Origin of the sequence: Vagococcus elongatus, assembly GCF_003987645.1 — a bacterium.
Classification (GTDB): domain Bacteria; phylum Bacillota; class Bacilli; order Lactobacillales; family Vagococcaceae; genus Vagococcus_A; species Vagococcus_A elongatus.
In genome coordinates, this window is the sequence record NZ_NGKA01000003.1 from 170011 (window position 1) to 187489 (window position 17479).

Consider the following 17479-nt stretch of genomic DNA (forward strand, 5'->3'; position numbering starts at 1 on the left):
AAAAGTGTTGTTATAAAATAAAAGATCCTTTTAAAAAAAGACTAATAATGTGATAAAATCAAGCAAAAATGATGTAATTTAAAAAATAAAATAATATAATGTATTTGTGAAATGAATATAGTAAGATGTTTGTATATAGGGTTAAATGCTATGTTAATTGAACAACTTAAAATTAGAAAAGAAAGAAGGGATCAATCGAGATGAAAAAAAATATCTTAAAGTGCTTAAGTTTGTTTGTTATATTTAACGCGATTATGACAACGCCTTTAAATGTACTGGCGGATACAATTGGAACAGTTGACAGTACAGAACAAACGCAAACTGAAATAACAAATATGGTTGCCGATGCAGAATCAATGAAAACTGAAACAACAGAAACAGTGGCGTTCATCGGGCATGAAAAAAGTACTGAATCAACTTCCCAAATGACACCTGCTGAGAATGAAGGTAAACAAGTTGCCACAGATAATTCCGCTACTCTAAAAAGAACACAAACTGATCAAATACAGCAATCGGAATCTATTCAATCGGCTGAACAACAAACACGGGCACCATCAGTTTCTGCTTCTTCACAAGATTATGGCTTAGATTTTATCGTAGATGCTAACCTATATGATTCAAATGGAAAGGTTGTAAAAGAAACTACGGGAAATTCAAACAATAGTGCCAAATGGGATTTTAACATACCTAGTGGATCAAATGTTAAAACCGGAGACACCATGACAGTAGATGTCCCTGAAATTTTTATTATACAAAAATCAACCACTTTTGATTTATTTGACAGCGGCAATCATGTGATTGGTAAAGCATCAGTTGATAAAGATACTAAAAAAATAATAATCACATTTACTAATTATGTGGAAGAGAATAATAGGACTAACATCACGGGTAGCTTCAGTGTTTTTGTGCTTTGGGACACGTCTAAAATAAAGAATGGTGCTAACAATACGATTGACTGGGGATTTAAAGAAACGAGTGTTTATTTTAAAGAAGTCGGTCCCGATACGCGATTGCTAACAAAAAGCGGACGTTTAAGTCCAGATGACGACACCTTAGTTAAGTGGACTGTTACTCTGAACAATGGCGGATTAGATATAACGAATGCCATTTTAGAAGATTTTATCGGTAACTCTCAAACTTTTATGCCGGAAACATTGTCCATTATATTCTTTAAATCAGATGGAACCGTAGACCGTTATGAATCAGTAAATAAAACCACTGCTGATATCACTTATGATAATTCAAGTTTTAAAATAAATTTTGGTAATATTAATAATAAAATTTTTATATATTATTCAACTCGAGCGACAGATGGTGGAGCATCCAACTTCTACTCAAATAGCATCCAATTTACTGGTGACAATATTCAACAGCAAGCGTTAGAAGCTTTTACACCAGAGACGGGTGCGGCTGGAACTGGTTATACGTTAACTGATTTAGTCGTAAAAAAAGTATGGAATGATAGTGATGACCAAGATGGAAAGCGTCCTGAAAATGTGGAAATTCAATTGTATAAAGATGGCGAAGAAGAAGGGAGTCCTGTTGCTCTCGAAAGTAACAATTCATGGACGACATCATTTAATAACTTAGATATTAACGCTAAATACATGGCTAAAGAAATTAATGTGCCAGATGGGTATACGGAGAACTATAACATTACCATTGATTCTGCTGGAGTGGGAGTCACTACGATAACCAATAGCCATACACCCGAGGTCACCACTATCAAAGGGACGAAGGTTTGGGATGATAAAAACAATCAAGATGATAAACGCCCCGAGTCGATTACAGTGAATCTGCTAGGCAACGGGCAAGTCGTTGAGAGTAAAGAAGTCACCGCAATCAACAGCTGGACATATGAATTTACAGATATCCCGCAATACAAAGACGGCGAAGAAATCCGCTACACGGTAACCGAAGATGAAGTTTCAGGCTATACGACTATTATTGATGGCACGACAATTATTAATAGTTACACTCCAGAGAAGACTAGTGTGACGGTCACCAAAGCTTGGGAAGACGGCAACAATCAAGACGGATTGCGTCCTGAAAGTATCCAAGTACAGTTGTATGCTGATAGGATAGTGGTAGGCGAACCAATGACCTTAACCGAAAGCACGGATTGGACGTATACTTGGACAGATTTAGACCAAAAAGCCAGCGGTGAAGACGTCATGTATACGGTAAAGGAAATGACTGAAGTTAAAGGATACACGTCAGTAGTTGATGATACGAATAAGGGAAATATTATTATCACTAATAGTCATTCACCTGAGGTCACCACTATCAAAGGGACGAAGGTCTGGGATGATAAAAACAATCAAGATGGTAAACGTCCTGAGTCGATCACAGTGAATTTGTTGGCCAATGGGCAAGTCGTTGAAAGTAAAGAAGTCACGGAAACTGACGGCTGGGCATATGAATTTACAGATGTCCCACAATACCAAGACGGAGAAGCAATTCGCTACACGGTAACCGAAGATGAAGTTTCAGATTATACAACTACCATTGATGGCACGACAATTACTAATAGTTACACACCAAAGAAAACAAGTGTGACGGTCACCAAAGCTTGGGATGACGGTAACAATCAAGACGGATTGCGTCCTGAAAGTATCCAAGTACAGCTGTATGCTGATGGGGAAGAGATCGGTGAGCCGATTTCATTAACAGAAAGCATGGATTGGACGTATACTTGGACAGACTTAGACCAAAAAGTTAGTGGTGAAGATATCATGTATACAGTAAAGGAAATTACCAAAGTTAAAGGATATACAACGGTAATTAATGATTCTAATAAAGGAAATATCATTATCACTAATAATCATACACCAAAACCAACAGATTCTGGATCAGATTCTAAAAATTCTAACAGTGAAAATCTAAAAATCAAACATTCAAATAAATCAAGTGTCCTACCGAAAACGGGAGAAAAAACATCGCTAATACCCGTGTTATTGGGGATTTTATTGTTAGGAATTGTTGTTTTTGCTATTGTGAAACGAAAAAAATCTGAACACTAATCACCCATCAAAAAGGACAAGCTAATTACTGTTTGTCCTTTTTGATTATCTCTAAGTAATATTTAAATATCATGAGGTACTGCACATAGTTTTCTTTGCTGTTTAGCTTTTATCGCGCTAACAATAACAAAAGAACTGTATATTTTTTATGAGTACCAAAAGTGGAGTTAAGAAAAAAGAATATAAGAAAAAAGAATAATGGTGGCATGATGAAATCTTACTACAGCCTGCTTTTTATTAAGAATTATTATTTTAGAGCACTAACTCATCGAACAATGCTTCTGGGTAGCGTCAAGAATTATGTGTAAATAGAACAGTCCATCCTGTCCTGTGAGTTAAAACATTGATTCTAATGTATCTTGAATATCTTTGAACCCTTTGTGGACACGTCCTAAAAATGTTTAAGTATAATTATTGAATTGAGAAACTAAGAATCTTTCTAAAGATTCTTCATTAGGAAATTGTTCTTTTCTCTTTGTATATTTTTTCAGTTGTTTATTAAAGTCTTCAATCAGATTAGTAGAATAAATGGTTCGTCTGATGGAGGGAGGAAAATTGAAAAAAGTTAGTATGGCAGGATTCAGGAGCAGTTTGACCATTTTTGGAAGGTCTGTAAAGAATTTTGTGTAAGTTCTTTTTCTTCAGATGTGATCAGTCACTCTATCTTCAAAAAATATGACAAATTGTGACAGAATTTGTTCCCAATTTTGGACGCTCATGGTTCATTTTTTTTTGACATCCATGGTTACAAGATAAAGCATTTTTAATAGCGATTCATCCGATGGAAAGACGCTTTTAGATTTTGTTGGCTTGCGAAGCTGCCGGTGAAAGCCTTCGATTATGTTAGTGGTATAAATAATGCGCCGTAACTCTGATGGGTACTTGAAAAAGGTTGCCAATTCCGTCCAGTTATCCATCCAACTTTTTGTGATAATAGGATATTCCCCCCCTTTTTTCATCAAATTCGTTGAGTGCTTCTAACGCCAATTCTTCCGTAGAAGCCTTATAGATTGGCTTTAAATCAGCCGTTACCGACTTCAAATCTTTATATCCGACAAAACGAATACTGTTACGGATTTGATGAACGATACACTTTTGAATCTCTGTTTGTGGGAACGTGGCCTCAATGGCTTCGCTAAAACCACTTAAATTATCTGTGCAAGCAATGAGAATATCCTGGACACCACGATTTTTCAATTCATTTAAGACCCTTAACCAGAACTTAGAAGATTCAGATTCACCAATCCAAATTCCTAATACATCTTTATAGCCTTCAATCGTTATACCTAAAACAACATAAGCTGCTCTGGACTGGATACGTCCTTCATGTCTCACTTTAAAATGAAACGCATCCATAAAAATAATCGGATACAGCACTTCTAAGGGTCGATTTTGCCACTCTTTTACCAAAGGCAAAATCTTATTTATGACATTTGAAATAAGCGTAGGAGAGACTTCCGCACCATATAAATCATTAAAGTGTTCTTCGATATCTCGCGTGCTCAATCCTTTGGCGTATATAGCGACAATTTGATCTTCTAATCCTGTTAAGGAGGTTTGATTTTTCTTAATAATTAGAGGCTCAAATTCACCGTTTCGATTACGTGGAATAGCTAATGGCACCTTGCCATATTCTGTTGACCGCAAGGTCTTAGAACTCGTTCCATTGCGTCTGTTTTCTGTCGCTTTATTTTCTTTGGAGTTCTTTTCATATCCCAAATGTGTGTCTAGTTCAGCTTCCATAATTTCGTGGATTGTTTCTCCAAACATATCTTTGAACGCATTTTTTATATCATCAGTTGTTTTTATATTGTAATATTGGATCATTTCTTTTATTTGATCTTTTGAGAGCATACTCATTGGTGTATTCCTCCTAGATGATTTTTTTAATTATACCATTTTGGAACTTACACAAAATATTGTACACTCCCAATAGAAATGCTTTTTTGCTCCTGTCCCATTTTTATGGGTCAGTTCCACGAGTCTAGCCCTGTATTTTTGAACATTGAGATATTTTTAGAAATGTACTTATTCATATTAGAAAGAAGATGTGGCAGATTCTGATGCGTGTATATTTTTCCAATTAAATCAGCTATTTCAGACATTGCGACATTTTTTTAAAAGAATTGAATAATCACTGGTTCTTTTACACATAGGTAACACTTGTTCACAAAACTCTCTATTTTTACCTATGTGGCTAACTTAATATTGCAATTTAGGTTCCCTATTAAGTGGATTTTCTAAGTGAAATCAAGAACAATTATATTTTTATAATTTGAAAAAAATCGCTAATTTAGCATGTAGTAAGGAATTGCTAGCTGATTCTAAATGTTTTCGAAATAATTTGTCTAACTCACCTTTATTGATTAGTGTTCCCATAATTCCTGTAATAAAAATTGGTAATGAGAAAGTCCTCCTATAAAAATTTCGGTGTCGTATTTTTAATTTTGTAGGATGGATTTTCTTTTTCGCTACCTTAAAGTTTTATTTACACAAAATAATTTACACGATTTTTTAATTTTTCAAGTTTAATCGCATACTATTCAACAGTAAAGAAAAGTGAGAAATTTATTTTGAAAAATCAATATAGTATTGATACTCACTACCTATATAATAGCACTCAGTATATTCATAAAAATTATTCTTTCTGTCGGAAGTGAACCTCTTTCTTTTAAGAACAGGCGATGATGAACTGATTTTGAGCCATGTGCATACTTCATTATTTGGGAGGACAGCTTCAACAATCTCTTTATCATCTTTAACAAAGAGATTCAAGTTTCTTAAATATTGGTAAAAAGAACCTAAATAAGATTTGGAATTAAGTGAAAAGAACTCCTCATATTTGAAAAAAGTTTTGAAAAAGGCAAATCCATTTTTATCAACTCCTCGCAATCTTTTAAGAATAATGATTTTTTCACCAGGATGGATATTTAAATATTTAGCTATTTGTTGATCTGCATGGGATATAATGACATTAACGCGCAAAGTTTTTGCGTCAAGACCAAACTCTTTCATCTCCATAGTAAAGCTTTTGATAAGAGTATAGGTGTTTGACTTGTCAAGGGTTGGGGACTTCACAAATGTACCTTTAGGTTTCTTTTTTTCAAGCAGGTTATCTCTAACTAGTTCTTCAATTGCCTTTCTAATTGTTATTCTGCTTACATGGTAAATATCACACAAATCAAATTCAGTAGGAATTTTTTCACCTTCTCTCCATTTTTCAGTTCTGATATTGTCTCTCATGTTTTCTGCAACTTGCAAATATAATGGCTGGTTTTTATCATTCATTTCTATACTCCATTCAATTAATGTTATAACATTGCTTGGAAACGCTTAAATATCAACGGCTTTTTTATACCATAAACTGTATTGTAAGGTAATGCAATTAATATTATACTATTGTTATGACATTGATACAATAAGAAGTTTGAAACAGAAAAGGAGGTAGCAAATGGATTCCGTTTCTATAGGATTAGATGTAGGAGGAACTTTTACGAAAGGAGCGATATTTTATTCAACAATTTCAGAAAATGTAAACGTCACAGAAGTTTATTATTATGACTCCAAGTCTAATTCTCCCAAGGAAGAGGTATTAGAAAACTTTGTATTTATTATAAAAGACCTTTTAACAAATTTTAGAGAAATAAAAAGAGTATCCTCTATTGGACTCGCTTTCCCTGGACCCTTTGACTATGACCAAGGAATTAGCATGATAAGAAATCTTAGAAAATTCAATTCGATTTTTGGTATAAATTTAAAAAGAGAATTGGTTCGAAGACTAATTGAGTATAACTCTGATTGTTTTTGCGATACAAATATTTTTTTTATGAATGATGCGCAAGCTTTTGCTATCGGAGAGAATAAATTTTCTGGATGCGAAAAAGGAGCCTACTTTACTATTGGAACGGGTTGTGGATCTACTTTTCTTGAAAATGGAGAATGTGTTCAAGGAAAGTATGGTATACCACACTCAGGTATGGTTTATGACGAACAATTTTTGGACGGAAAAATAGATCAATATATTAGTGAAAATGGTTTGAAAAAAATTGCGACTGAATTTGGATTTAGTGATATGTCTGGAAAAGAGCTGTTTTTTCAAGCAGAAATAGGAGTGTCACAAGCTTTACAAATTTTTGAATCATTTGGAGTAAATATTGGGAGAGCTATATGTCCTTATATTAAAACAATGGAACCAAATGAGGTGGTATTTGGGGGACAAGTGAGTAAAAGTTTTAAGTTTTTTAATCAAGGAGTTTTGAGAACGTTATCTGACGCAAGAGTTGAAAAAATAGACATCAGAAGTACATTAGATACTACAGTCAGAACCTTGGAAGGGCTAAACGAAAAAATGAAAAGAGGGAAAAAATGATGAGAAGAAAAGTCTTTATACCTTTAGTTATGGCCATGCTGTGTTTACTTACAGCTTGTGGGAGTAAAGAAAAAGAGGGACAGGATCAAAAAGCTTCATTGACGATATGGGGAGATGCGGACAATCAAGCAGTTCTCGAGCCAGCATTTACCAAAATAAACGAAAAGTTTTCAGAAGAAAATCCAGATATAAAAATCAATTATCAGTATTCTGGCAGTTTAGATTCTATTAATGTTGCGCTACAATCAGACTCACTTCCTGATTTATTTTGGGTTCAGGGAAATAAATCGACAAAAATGGCTGAGATGGCAAAAAATGGTTATTTATTGCCAATAGAAGATCAAAATTATGATCGTTTTACAGATGAGGCACTTGAGTACGGAACTGTTGACGGGAAAATTTATTGTTCTTTACCTTCGTTTATTTCCTTTGTTACCTTTTACTATAATAAAGATATTTTTGATGAAGCTGGTGTGAAAGTGCCAACAACTTGGGAAGAATTTGTTAAAGTTTCAGAAACTTTGAAGGAAAAGAATGTTACACCAATAGCTTTAGGGGGAAATGGTGATTTTGACAGGTATTGGTACATACAAGCAACAGCAGCTAGTTTATCTACAAATGATATCGAAAGCATCATGGAAAATGGAGCACAAGGTGATTGGGAAGAACTGGCTGATGTTTTTGACAATTTTCAAAAATTCAGTGAAGATGGGATGTTTGGAAAAGATTTTATTTCGACAGATGGAAATGGTGCGAAGTTACAATTTACAAATGGACAGGCTGCAATGACTGTGGATGGAACTTGGAACAGCAAATCATACTTTGAAAGTGGAATGAACATTGGTACGTTTAACTTACCTGGAAAAGATGGGAAAAAATATGCTCAATCAGGACCCAATAATATGAATACATATGCAATATCAAAAAAGACTAAACATCCGCAAGCGGCAATGAAATATATTGAATTTCTCAATTCAAAAGAAGCACAACAAATCATTGCAGATGAAACTGGAGAAGTGCCAATGTATAAAGATATTGAAATTCAAGATGAAAAAGTTAAAATGTTGGGAGATTTTGACGAAGTTGGTTCTAATATCTACAATAAATTTTCTCAAATAGCTACCGAAACATCAAAACCACAAGATCTACTTTTAACATCAATTTTACCTGATTTAATGCAAAATAAAATTGATTCTAAACAGGCTGTTGACTTATTGAAAGAGGAGTTAGAGAAATAAAGGGAGGCCATATCAAGATGTTGAAAAATAAGAAAACATATCTTTTCTTTATAATTCCTGGTCTATTCTTCTACGCCTTATTCGTTGTCTACCCTATATTCTCTGCCGCTCAAATAAGTTTGTTTAAATGGAATGGTATAGGCGAAAAGGTTTTTGTTGGTTTTCAGAATTATATAGAACTATTCACAAATCCAATATTGTTAGGTCAATTTGGGAATGCTCTAAAGAATAGCTTGATAATTTTTATTATGACTGCCTGTTTTATGATTCCATTACAAATTATTTATGCCTACATGATTTATTCAAAAACTCGAGGAAGTAAGCTTTTACAGTCAATTATTTTTTCACCTCAATTTATTTCAACCCCGGTGATTGTTTTCATATTTACTTTATTGCTAGATTCAAATATAGGTGCAATAAATAATTTTTTTTCTAAGATTGGACTGAACTTTTTAGTGAAGCCATGGTTAGGTTTACCTAGTATTGGTATATATATAGTTTGGTTGATGATTTCCTGGGCAGGATTCGGAGTTGGAATGATGTATTTTATTGCTGCAATGAACATGATATCAACTGATTCGTTGGAGTCGGCATATCTTGATGGTGCAGGATTCTGGAAAAGATTGTTGTTGATTGTTGTACCACAGATAAGAAATACTATTTTCAACTTGATTCTCATTTCATATATAACTGCAATGACTATTTTTGATTATAGTTATATTCTCGGAGGTGTTTCCGGCGGAGTAGATGGGAGTGTTGATGTGATGAGCTTGTTTTTCTATAGAATCGCTTTTGGTGATAATAATCCATTAGGTGGTAATTTATCTGAAAATTCCATGGGAATGGGGACAACCATCGCTGTTAGTTTATTCTTTATCATTTTTATAGTAGCAGTTTTCCAAATGATTTTGGTGTTTAGAAAGGACGACATAAATGGATAGAAATAAAGGGTATATCGAAAAAATCGTGAACCTTATAATGTGGTTTAGTGCTTCATTTATATTATTTGTCCTTGGCTACTTGGTATATAATTCATTTAGATCAAAATCTGATGTAATGACCAATACGCTGGGGAAACCCAGCGGATTGTCATTAGACAACTATATAAAACTATTTGTTAATGAACGTTTTGAAAAATATTTTTTTAACAGTCTTTTGATACTTATATTTGCAGTAGTATTGTTAATTTTTTTATCATCTTTTGTTGCGTACGGCCTGGGTAGATACAGATTTAGAGGGAATAAAATTTTAAGGGTTTTTTTCTTAATAGGTATGATGTTTCCAATACAGCTGGGAATAGTTCCAATCTTTTTAATGATCAAAGGAATAGGTTTGATTGATTCTTATGCCAGTGTCATACTTATACTGGGAACGGCAATAAGCATGCCGGTTTTGATGCTAACGGAGTTTTTTAGTCAACTGCCGGACGAAGTTTATGAAGCAGCAACATTGGATGGGGCCGGAGAATTTAGAATCTTCTTCAGCATTATGTTTCCAATGGCGCAACCTGTTGTTTTTTCTGTTTGTTTAATAAATTCTGTGAATATTTGGAATCAATTTTTTATTCCACTTATTTTTTTACAGACCGATACAAAAAAAACCGTTCCACAGCTAGTGGTGAAATTTACTGGCAATTTGTTTACTAATATGGATTCTGCTCTATCTGCTTCTGTATTATCGACAGTGCCAATCTTGATTTTATTTATTATATTTTCAAAAAAAGTATTATCTGGATTTATGGGTGGAGCTGTAAAAGGTTGAATATAGAATGGAGAAAATAATGTCAAAAGTAAAAAATATTTTTGTAATTCATCATAGTCACTTTGATTTAGGTTATACACATCATCAAGAATTAATCACCGAGTGGCAAATTAACTACATAGATCAAGCGATAGCCTTGTGTAAACTCTCTTTGAAAAATAAAAATGTAGCTCCATTCAGATGGACGGTGGAAGCGACATATCCACTGAAACTTTGGCTGGATGATGCCAGTGAAGATCAAATTAGCGAATTAAAATTACTTGTCAAAAATAAATTAATTTCAATTGCAGCTTTACCTTTTCATTCAACGCCGTTAAATGACGCTTATCTAATCAAAAAAATGCTGGAGACCAAAAAAGAAATAGAAAAAAAAATCGAGATGAAAATAACAACTGCAATCAATCACGACATAAACGGTCAGCCCTGGACATTTGCTGATCAATTGATTGATAGTGGTGTCGATTTTTATTTGACTGGAGAAAACATTCATTTTGGTGCTATTCCTTTTAAGAGGCCTAAAGCCTTTTATTGGAAAAGTGAATCAGACCGCAAGATACTATCATTCTTAGGGGAGCATTATTCACTATTCAGTCAATTCTTAAATACGAATAAAAGAGATGTTCATTTGATGAAAGAGGGCCTAGAAAATTATTTGTCTCATCTTGAAGAGAACGATTATGACAAAAACTACATTGTGTTAACAGCGACCACCCCTCCTTTACTTGACAATAACCCGCCGGATATGAGTTTATTATCACTGGTAACAGATTTTAATAAGATGTTTGATGAATATAAAATCAGTTTTATTACTCCAGAATTATTGCGAGATTTTTTATTAAAATCAGAACGAGAATTAGAGATTAAATCAGGGGATTGGACTGACTATTGGAACTTTGGTGCAGGAAGTACTCCTAAAGAATTAAAAGCCAACAGGGATGCATTAAAAAATCTTAAGTACGCTAATTTCTTCGAAGCATTGTGTCCTGTTGATAGTGAACAGTATAAAAGGGTAAAAGAAAAAGCTCTTGAAAATTCATTGGTTTTCAATGAACATACATGGGGTGCAGCAGAATCCATTACTGAACCTTTTTCTAGAATGACGTTGTCACAACAACATAAAAAGGCGACTTATGCCTATGATGCACTGGCTCAAAGCGCATTTGTATTAAACCGTGCAGTGGATAATTACTTCAAACAGAATATGCAGCTGGAAAAAATTAATAGCATTTCTTTTACTAATTTAAGTAATTTTCCAATCACATACGTCCCTTCAGTGGCAGCTGATTTATTGGCTACCAGTCCATATTTGTCTTCTTATAAATCAAATCAATATTTTGAAAATAAGACGGATAATCTTCTGTATGGAGCCAGTTTAACGCTGCAGCCATATGAAACGAATTTTGTTTCAGTTAATGAATTTAAGGAGCCGATTACTAAAAATATCGAGCTCCCTGCTGGTGGGACACTCATTACGAAACATTATGAGATAAAATTTAATGAAGAAGTAACTGAAATTACTGAAATAAAACACAAACTGACAGATAAGCTTCTTTTTAAAAAAGAAAAGTATGGTTTTTTTGATTTGGTTATTGAAACTATAGACGGGAAAAAAGATAACCCTCATAGGTCGACATTCTTTCCAAGAGATATTGAGTTGGCTAATTTTTCAGTTAGTGTTTGGAATCACAATTGGCACGCAAACAGACAGGTTTATTGTCGTCAACCTGAATTAAAGATATTTGAAAAGAATGGCAGCATAGTCGTTACTAGCAAAGAATCATCAGACTTAGAAAATGTAAATTATTTTGAGAAAATTTTAACTTTTGATAGCAATACAGGGGAAATTAATATTGAAGTTTCCGTTCAATCATCATCTTACCTGAAACCAATAAGTCATTATGTAACGATTCCAACCCAATTAAACGAAGACTGGGAGATGTTTTTTGAATCGGCAGATACAATTGTTGCCTTAGATGAAGATCAGCTTGGTAATGTGAGCAAAGATTGGGTGACAATAGGCAAAAGTGCTGCATTCAAAGATGCTGAACGTGGACTATATTACGGATCAAAGGATGCTCCGCTATTACAAACAAACGGCTTCAGGTTCGGTAAAGAATCGATCGAGATAGAAAGGTCGGAAAAGCCTTTGTTTTTAGCTTGGTTATACAATAACTACTGGGATACCAACTTTAAGTCGACTGATGAGGGACTTAATACTTACAGCTTTAGTATTAAACCATTTGCGGAATATGATGTCATGGAGCAAATTAAGGTTGGTGAAAGTTCTCAGAAACCAGTGGTGATGTCTTGGCACGAAGCTGATGATATTTCTTTGCAGCCGATGCTTATCCAATCAAATACGATTATCATTCTTTCGATTGAATTAATTGATGACGATCATATTCAATTCTTTATGAAAAATGTTGGAGATGTAAAAGATGAAATCATTGTACAGTTTAACGAGTTAAAACTTCTTGGTTGTTTTTCGACTGATGTTTTAGGAACGAAGCTATCAACTTTATCACATACCAGTGATTCATTCAGAATTGGGATAGAGCCTAGATTTTTTGGATATGTTAAATTAAAAATTTCTTACCAGTTAAATTAATACAATGAGGAGGATTTACTTTGTCAATAGTTAGACCAGCTATTAAAGTGAAAAAAAATGAAGAAGCTGTAGTACTGAATTCCTATGATGAGATTAAGGAATACATTAGGAAAAAAGTTAAAAAAAATCAAAAAAGTTTTAATCTAGTCATTGAAACGTATCCCGTAACAGATGAAGAGGTATTAATTTCACAAATCATTAAAATCTTAAGTCCGACCAAGGTAGTACACAGCAACACTTTCTTTCAAACTGAAGAAGTGATTAATCGAAGAATCAAAGACAATCTTACAGATGATCGGATTTTTGGTTTGATGAGCCATCATAAAATACAGGATTTTATTGATCATGAAAAATTATTGAAAACAAATATCCAGCTGAGGAAAGGATTTAATATTGTATATGGATTTGGAGCAAGTCTCATTGAAAAAAAAGACTTGATTATCTATGTTGATTTAGCGCGATGGGAAATTCAAAAACGGTATCGATCCGGCGAGTACAGTAACTGGATGGGGAATAATGCCGGAGAAGATTCTTTGAGAATGATAAAAAGGGGTTATTTTTTTGAATGGCGGATTGCAGATAGATTTAAACGTGAAATCTTTAATAATATTGATTTTATGCTAGATATCCACGATGAGCAAAATCCTAAAATGATTGATTACATGATGTATCATTCCATGCTAGATCAAGCAGTCAATCAACCTTTTTCACTAGTGCCGTTTTTTGACCCCGGAATTTGGGGAGGACACTGGATGCAAGAAACTTTTGATGTTAAAAAAGACGAAAAGAATTTAGCATGGAGTTTTAACGGTGTTCCTGAAGAAAATAGTATGCTATTTGACATTGAAGGTACCCAATTTGAAATTCCGGCTAATAATCTAGTTTACTTTCGTCCCAGTGAGTTATTGGGTTCAAAGGTTTACGGAAGATTTGGGCACGAATTTCCGATTCGATTTAATTTTTTAGATACGATGGGTGGTCAAAACTTAAGTCTCCAAGTTCATCCCAAGGTCAGTTATGTTCAAGAACAATTTGGTGCCCATTATACTCAGGATGAAAGTTACTATGTAATGGAGTGTAAAAAGAATTCTGTTGTATATCTTGGAGTTAAAAATGGAGTTAAAAAGAAAGAATTGATTCAATCATTGAAACAAGCAGAAACAGGAAATGAAAGTTTTGATGATGAAAAGTATATCTATAACCATCCGATGACAAAACATGATCATTATTTAATTCCATCAGGAACAATACATTCAAGTGGTAAAGATTCTGTAGTCCTTGAAATCAGCGCGACGCCAAATCGATTCACATTTAAGTTGTGGGATTGGGATCGTGTAGACTTTGATGGACTCCCTAGGCCGGTAAATATTAATCATGGGGAACCTAATATTGATATGTATAAGGACGCAGATTGGGTCAATAAACAGTTGATAAATAAGTTTGAGTTAATTGATGAAGGTGATGGCTGGATAGAAGAAAAGACCGGATTGCATGAGACAGAGTTTATTGAAACTCGCAGACATACGTTCAGAAAACCAGTTCTACATAAAAATCGTAGTGGTTTGAATGTTTTAAATCTGGTAGAGGGAAAAGAAGCTGTGATTTCTAGTCCTTCAAATCAGTTTGATCCATTTATCGTACAATACGCACAGACTTTTATTATTCCTGCTAATATTTCTGAGTATTTGATTGCTCCTTATGGGGATAGTGAAGGGCAAGAATTAAAAACGATGAAGGCATTTGTCAGATAGCGATAATGAGAGGGAATCGAGTAGTATTTTTAGTTTTGTTCTAAAAACAGCGATACAATTAACTTTAATTGCGTTGACTTATGAGAATTATTATGGGCCCATATACCTTTTAAATTTTTAAAATTTAATGATTTGTTTTAACAAGAATCATCTAAATGAGAGTTTAAATTCTCATTTAGATGATTTTAAGAATTTTTTTTTCAAGATTTAGTGTTGATTGATCCTATGTCAAGATTTAGGACAAGTTAAACTGAGAGTTTCCTTTACCTAACTGACGAGTTTATATTTCTTTTTTTCTGTTCGTTCCTGCAACTTTTCAAAATCATTTGGAGATAGATAATCACAATGACTGTGGATGCGAACTGTATTGTAGAAGGTTTCAATGTATTCAAAAATCAAATGATAAGCATGAGGAAAATTTTGAATGGTGAAACGATTTAGCCATTCTCGTTTAATCAGTGAGTGGAAGGATTCTATACAAGCATTCTCCCAGGGAGAAGCCTTGGCAGAATAGCTTAGCTCTATGTCAGTTGTGACTCGCCGGTATTCTTGAAAAATATATTGACTGCCTCGATCACTATGTAAAACCAGTGGTAGTGAGGGATTCCGTCTGACTTTGGCCTTTTCAACTGTGTCGACTACGCAGGAGACATCTAAGCTGTCTGTCACATTCCAAGCAATGATTTCGTGAAAATAAATCCATGATACTGGTCAAGTAGACAAAGCCCTCTTCAGTCCAAACATAGGTGATGTCTGTGCACCAAAAGGCATTGGGACGTTCGGGATTGTATTGTTCTTCTAAAAGATTTTGAAGCTTACTAGAAAAATCGGAATTTTTAGTAGTGGCTATCCAAGGCTTGACCCACTGCGCACGAATCCCTTCTTGGCGCATGTAACTGCCCGCTGTCCGTTCCGCAATCACTTCACCTTCTTTACGTAACTCCCTGGTAATTTTGGGGGCTCCATATTTTTCTTTAGAGGCATGGTAAATCACTCGAATTTTCTTTTTAATCTGTTCTCGACGCTTCTGACTAAGTGAAGGCTGGCGCTTCCGCCAAACATAATAACCAGAACGTGAAACGCCTAGGACTTCCAACATCCCAGAGACGGAGGAACGGCGTTCCTTTGTTGACATGTCCTCCATCTTTTCAGAAACACCTTGATAGAGCGTTTCTGTCAGTTTCCCAGAATGTTGATAGCTTTTTTTAAGACATCCAGTGCATCTTGGGTATTTCGAAGTTCACATTTGAGGCGAGCATTTTCTTTAGCTAAATCTGAATGATAGCTGCCTGAACCGCGATGATGGACATCCCCAGATTCTCTTAATTCCTTCTTCCAACGAGACAGAGTTTGATAACTGATACCTAGATTTTTAGCGCAGCCCTTCAATCCTAGTTCTTTATGCTCCGAATAATACTGAACAGCATCTAACTTGAACTGCTTATCATACTGCTTGGGCATGATGAGCCCCTCCTTCTTCTTCCTAGTACTTCAAATGTACCATGTCTAAATAGGTTATTCTCATTTTGGCTTATCCTAATTCTATGCTAGCATCGGTGTCAACTTTATCAGAGTCCTTGAGAAACAGTTTCCAGTAGTGCTTCAATCGGTGATATCTTTTTTGTTCTTTGGTGTCGCCGGTTCGAAATTGATTCATCACTTTCACTCTCAATTGATTAAAAAAACGCGTAATATGTTGGAAGATATGAAACCTATTCGTGACAATAACAGCACATGGAAAGACGGTTTGAATAAGTTGACCGTAACTAGCATTCATGTCCATCACTAGATATTTCAATTTTTTCCTTGTTTTTCTAGAAAACCTCATAAAGTGTTTGATTTGTTGGGAAAGTCTGCGGTCTTCTAGTATTTCAAAGAGTTCATTCTGTTCGCCATCGACACAAATAGAGCTCATCGCTATTTTACAAGAAGACGTAGACTTAAATTCATCCACACAAAGAACTCTAGGTAAGTAAGAAAAATTCGGCTTATGGGTTTTAACAAGTTCCTTTTGAATTTTTAATACGGTATGATTAGAAACAAAAAAATTAGCAATATCTTTTTTAGACAACGTATAGTTTAACTCTAAAGAAATTTGATAGTTCAACGCACGTGAAAGCTGACAGTTGTTTTCTAAGATGGAGGAATGGGCGACGAAAGTTTCTCTTGTCAGCTTTGGCAAAGGAACCTTAAACGTTTAAGGTGTACAAAGGTTAATGTCTAATTGAGTGCCAGCAGTTGTGTTTCAGTGGTCTTTGTCCCATTTTTTGCAAACTGTCCTTCGTTAATTTCTCTGCATTTTTTTACAACATTTAGGTGTATAGACAAGTACACTTGTGATAATAAAGGCTGTGACTCCTTTTCTTGACTCCGTTCTTAAACAGTTTTCGTCATTTTTTTATCTGTTAATCCAAGTGATTTTCTAGTATCATTATCCATGAGGTTTCCTCCTAATGATTTGTTTGTTTTAGACGATTTCATTTAATCAGTTGGAGGTCTCTTTTTGTATCTAAAAATGGAAAAAGTGTTAATGGAAAATCCGATGAGGATTTCCCATTAACACTAAATCTGGTAGAAGCGATTTTAAAAAGAGTTTATTTAACCTGAATTTTTCATACTTCAACCTTTAAAAGTTTTTCTTCCACTTCTTGTGGTGAAAAGTGGAAGAAAAAATTATTTTTCAACTTAGTAGGATAAAATCTGATAAAAATTTAAGGAAGCTGGATTCT

General features: G+C 34.3%; 12 protein-coding genes and 2 pseudogenes. 7 read left to right on the forward strand and 7 right to left on the reverse strand.

Annotated elements, in window-relative coordinates; all coding sequences use genetic code 11:
• The first annotated feature begins 200 nt into the window (after positions 1-200).
• The gene (locus CBF29_RS03545) at positions 201-3023 is read left to right on the forward strand and encodes a Cna B-type domain-containing protein (protein ID WP_126807395.1); all 2823 of its coding nucleotides are present in this window, start codon (positions 201-203) and stop codon (positions 3021-3023) included.
• 335 nt (positions 3024-3358) lie between these two features.
• Here the strand turns inward: CBF29_RS03545 and CBF29_RS03550 are convergent.
• The 3 genes and pseudogenes from CBF29_RS03550 to CBF29_RS03560 all read right to left on the reverse strand — a co-directional run.
• Positions 3359-3637 (reverse strand): annotated as a pseudogene (locus CBF29_RS03550) (transposase); the annotation flags it as partial.
• Positions 3638-3664: 27 nt separating this feature from the next.
• A pseudogene (locus CBF29_RS03555) lies at positions 3665-4883 on the reverse strand (IS256 family transposase).
• A 708-nt stretch (positions 4884-5591) separates the two neighbouring features.
• A complete protein-coding gene (locus CBF29_RS03560) occupies positions 5592-6311 on the reverse strand; it encodes a GntR family transcriptional regulator (RefSeq protein WP_126807397.1) in 720 nt (239 codons plus the stop codon).
• Positions 6312-6474: 163 nt separating this feature from the next.
• Between CBF29_RS03560 and CBF29_RS03565 the strand changes: the two genes are divergently transcribed.
• From CBF29_RS03565 to CBF29_RS03590, 6 genes are read left to right on the forward strand one after another with little or no spacing between them, the layout of a single operon-like run.
• A complete protein-coding gene (locus CBF29_RS03565) occupies positions 6475-7392 on the forward strand; it encodes an ROK family protein (RefSeq protein WP_126807399.1) in 918 nt (305 codons plus the stop codon).
• Complete coding sequence (locus CBF29_RS03570; protein ID WP_126807401.1) at positions 7389-8630, forward strand: ABC transporter substrate-binding protein; 1242 nt, start codon at positions 7389-7391, stop codon at positions 8628-8630. The genes CBF29_RS03565 and CBF29_RS03570 overlap by 4 nt, the downstream gene beginning before the upstream one ends.
• Positions 8631-8647: 17 nt before the next feature.
• Entirely contained in the window at positions 8648-9571 is a 924-nt protein-coding gene (locus CBF29_RS03575) for a carbohydrate ABC transporter permease (protein ID WP_126807403.1), read from the forward strand.
• Complete coding sequence (locus tag CBF29_RS03580; protein WP_126807405.1) at positions 9564-10391, forward strand: carbohydrate ABC transporter permease; 828 nt, start codon at positions 9564-9566, stop codon at positions 10389-10391. Before CBF29_RS03575 ends, CBF29_RS03580 begins: the two co-directional genes overlap by 8 nt.
• Before the next feature lie 19 nt (positions 10392-10410).
• Positions 10411-12999 (forward strand): glycoside hydrolase family 38 N-terminal domain-containing protein, encoded by a 2589-nt coding sequence (locus tag CBF29_RS03585; RefSeq protein WP_170169982.1) that lies wholly within the window; start codon positions 10411-10413, stop codon positions 12997-12999.
• Between the two features lie 20 nt (positions 13000-13019).
• Complete coding sequence (locus CBF29_RS03590; RefSeq protein WP_126807410.1) at positions 13020-14750, forward strand: class I mannose-6-phosphate isomerase; 1731 nt, start codon at positions 13020-13022, stop codon at positions 14748-14750.
• A gap of 267 nt (positions 14751-15017) precedes the next feature.
• Here CBF29_RS03590 and CBF29_RS13930 read toward each other — a convergent pair whose 3' ends face one another.
• The 4 genes from CBF29_RS13930 to CBF29_RS03605 form a co-directional block, all read right to left on the reverse strand.
• A complete protein-coding gene (locus CBF29_RS13930; RefSeq protein WP_245987241.1) occupies positions 15018-15419 on the reverse strand; it encodes an integrase core domain-containing protein in 402 nt (133 codons plus the stop codon).
• Positions 15376-15885, reverse strand: coding sequence for an IS3 family transposase (locus tag CBF29_RS13935; protein ID WP_245987242.1), 510 nt, complete (start codon positions 15883-15885; stop codon positions 15376-15378). Before CBF29_RS13935 ends, CBF29_RS13930 begins: the two co-directional genes overlap by 44 nt.
• Positions 15886-15926: 41 nt before the next feature.
• Positions 15927-16211 (reverse strand): transposase, encoded by a 285-nt coding sequence (locus CBF29_RS03600; protein ID WP_211334242.1) that lies wholly within the window; start codon positions 16209-16211, stop codon positions 15927-15929.
• A 70-nt stretch (positions 16212-16281) separates the two neighbouring features.
• Complete coding sequence (locus CBF29_RS03605) at positions 16282-16932, reverse strand: transposase (protein WP_126807414.1); 651 nt, start codon at positions 16930-16932, stop codon at positions 16282-16284.
• Positions 16933-17479 lie beyond the last annotated feature (547 nt).

What these genes read in the sequence shown, in the direction of transcription:
- CBF29_RS03545 (WP_126807395.1), top strand. Translation starts at nt 201, where the DNA reads ATGAAAAAAAATATCTTAAAGTGCTTAAGTTTGTTTGTTATATTTAAC.
- CBF29_RS03560 (WP_126807397.1), bottom strand. Translation starts at nt 6,311, where the DNA reads ATGAATGATAAAAACCAGCCATTATATTTGCAAGTTGCAGAAAACATG.
- CBF29_RS03565 (WP_126807399.1), top strand. Translation starts at nt 6,475, where the DNA reads ATGGATTCCGTTTCTATAGGATTAGATGTAGGAGGAACTTTTACGAAA.
- CBF29_RS03570 (WP_126807401.1), top strand. Translation starts at nt 7,389, where the DNA reads ATGATGAGAAGAAAAGTCTTTATACCTTTAGTTATGGCCATGCTGTGT.
- CBF29_RS03575 (WP_126807403.1), top strand. Translation starts at nt 8,648, where the DNA reads ATGTTGAAAAATAAGAAAACATATCTTTTCTTTATAATTCCTGGTCTA.
- CBF29_RS03580 (WP_126807405.1), top strand. Translation starts at nt 9,564, where the DNA reads ATGGATAGAAATAAAGGGTATATCGAAAAAATCGTGAACCTTATAATG.
- CBF29_RS03585 (WP_170169982.1), top strand. Translation starts at nt 10,411, where the DNA reads ATGTCAAAAGTAAAAAATATTTTTGTAATTCATCATAGTCACTTTGAT.
- CBF29_RS13935 (WP_245987242.1), bottom strand. Translation starts at nt 15,885, where the DNA reads ATGTCAACAAAGGAACGCCGTTCCTCCGTCTCTGGGATGTTGGAAGTC.
- CBF29_RS03600 (WP_211334242.1), bottom strand. Translation starts at nt 16,211, where the DNA reads ATGCCCAAGCAGTATGATAAGCAGTTCAAGTTAGATGCTGTTCAGTAT.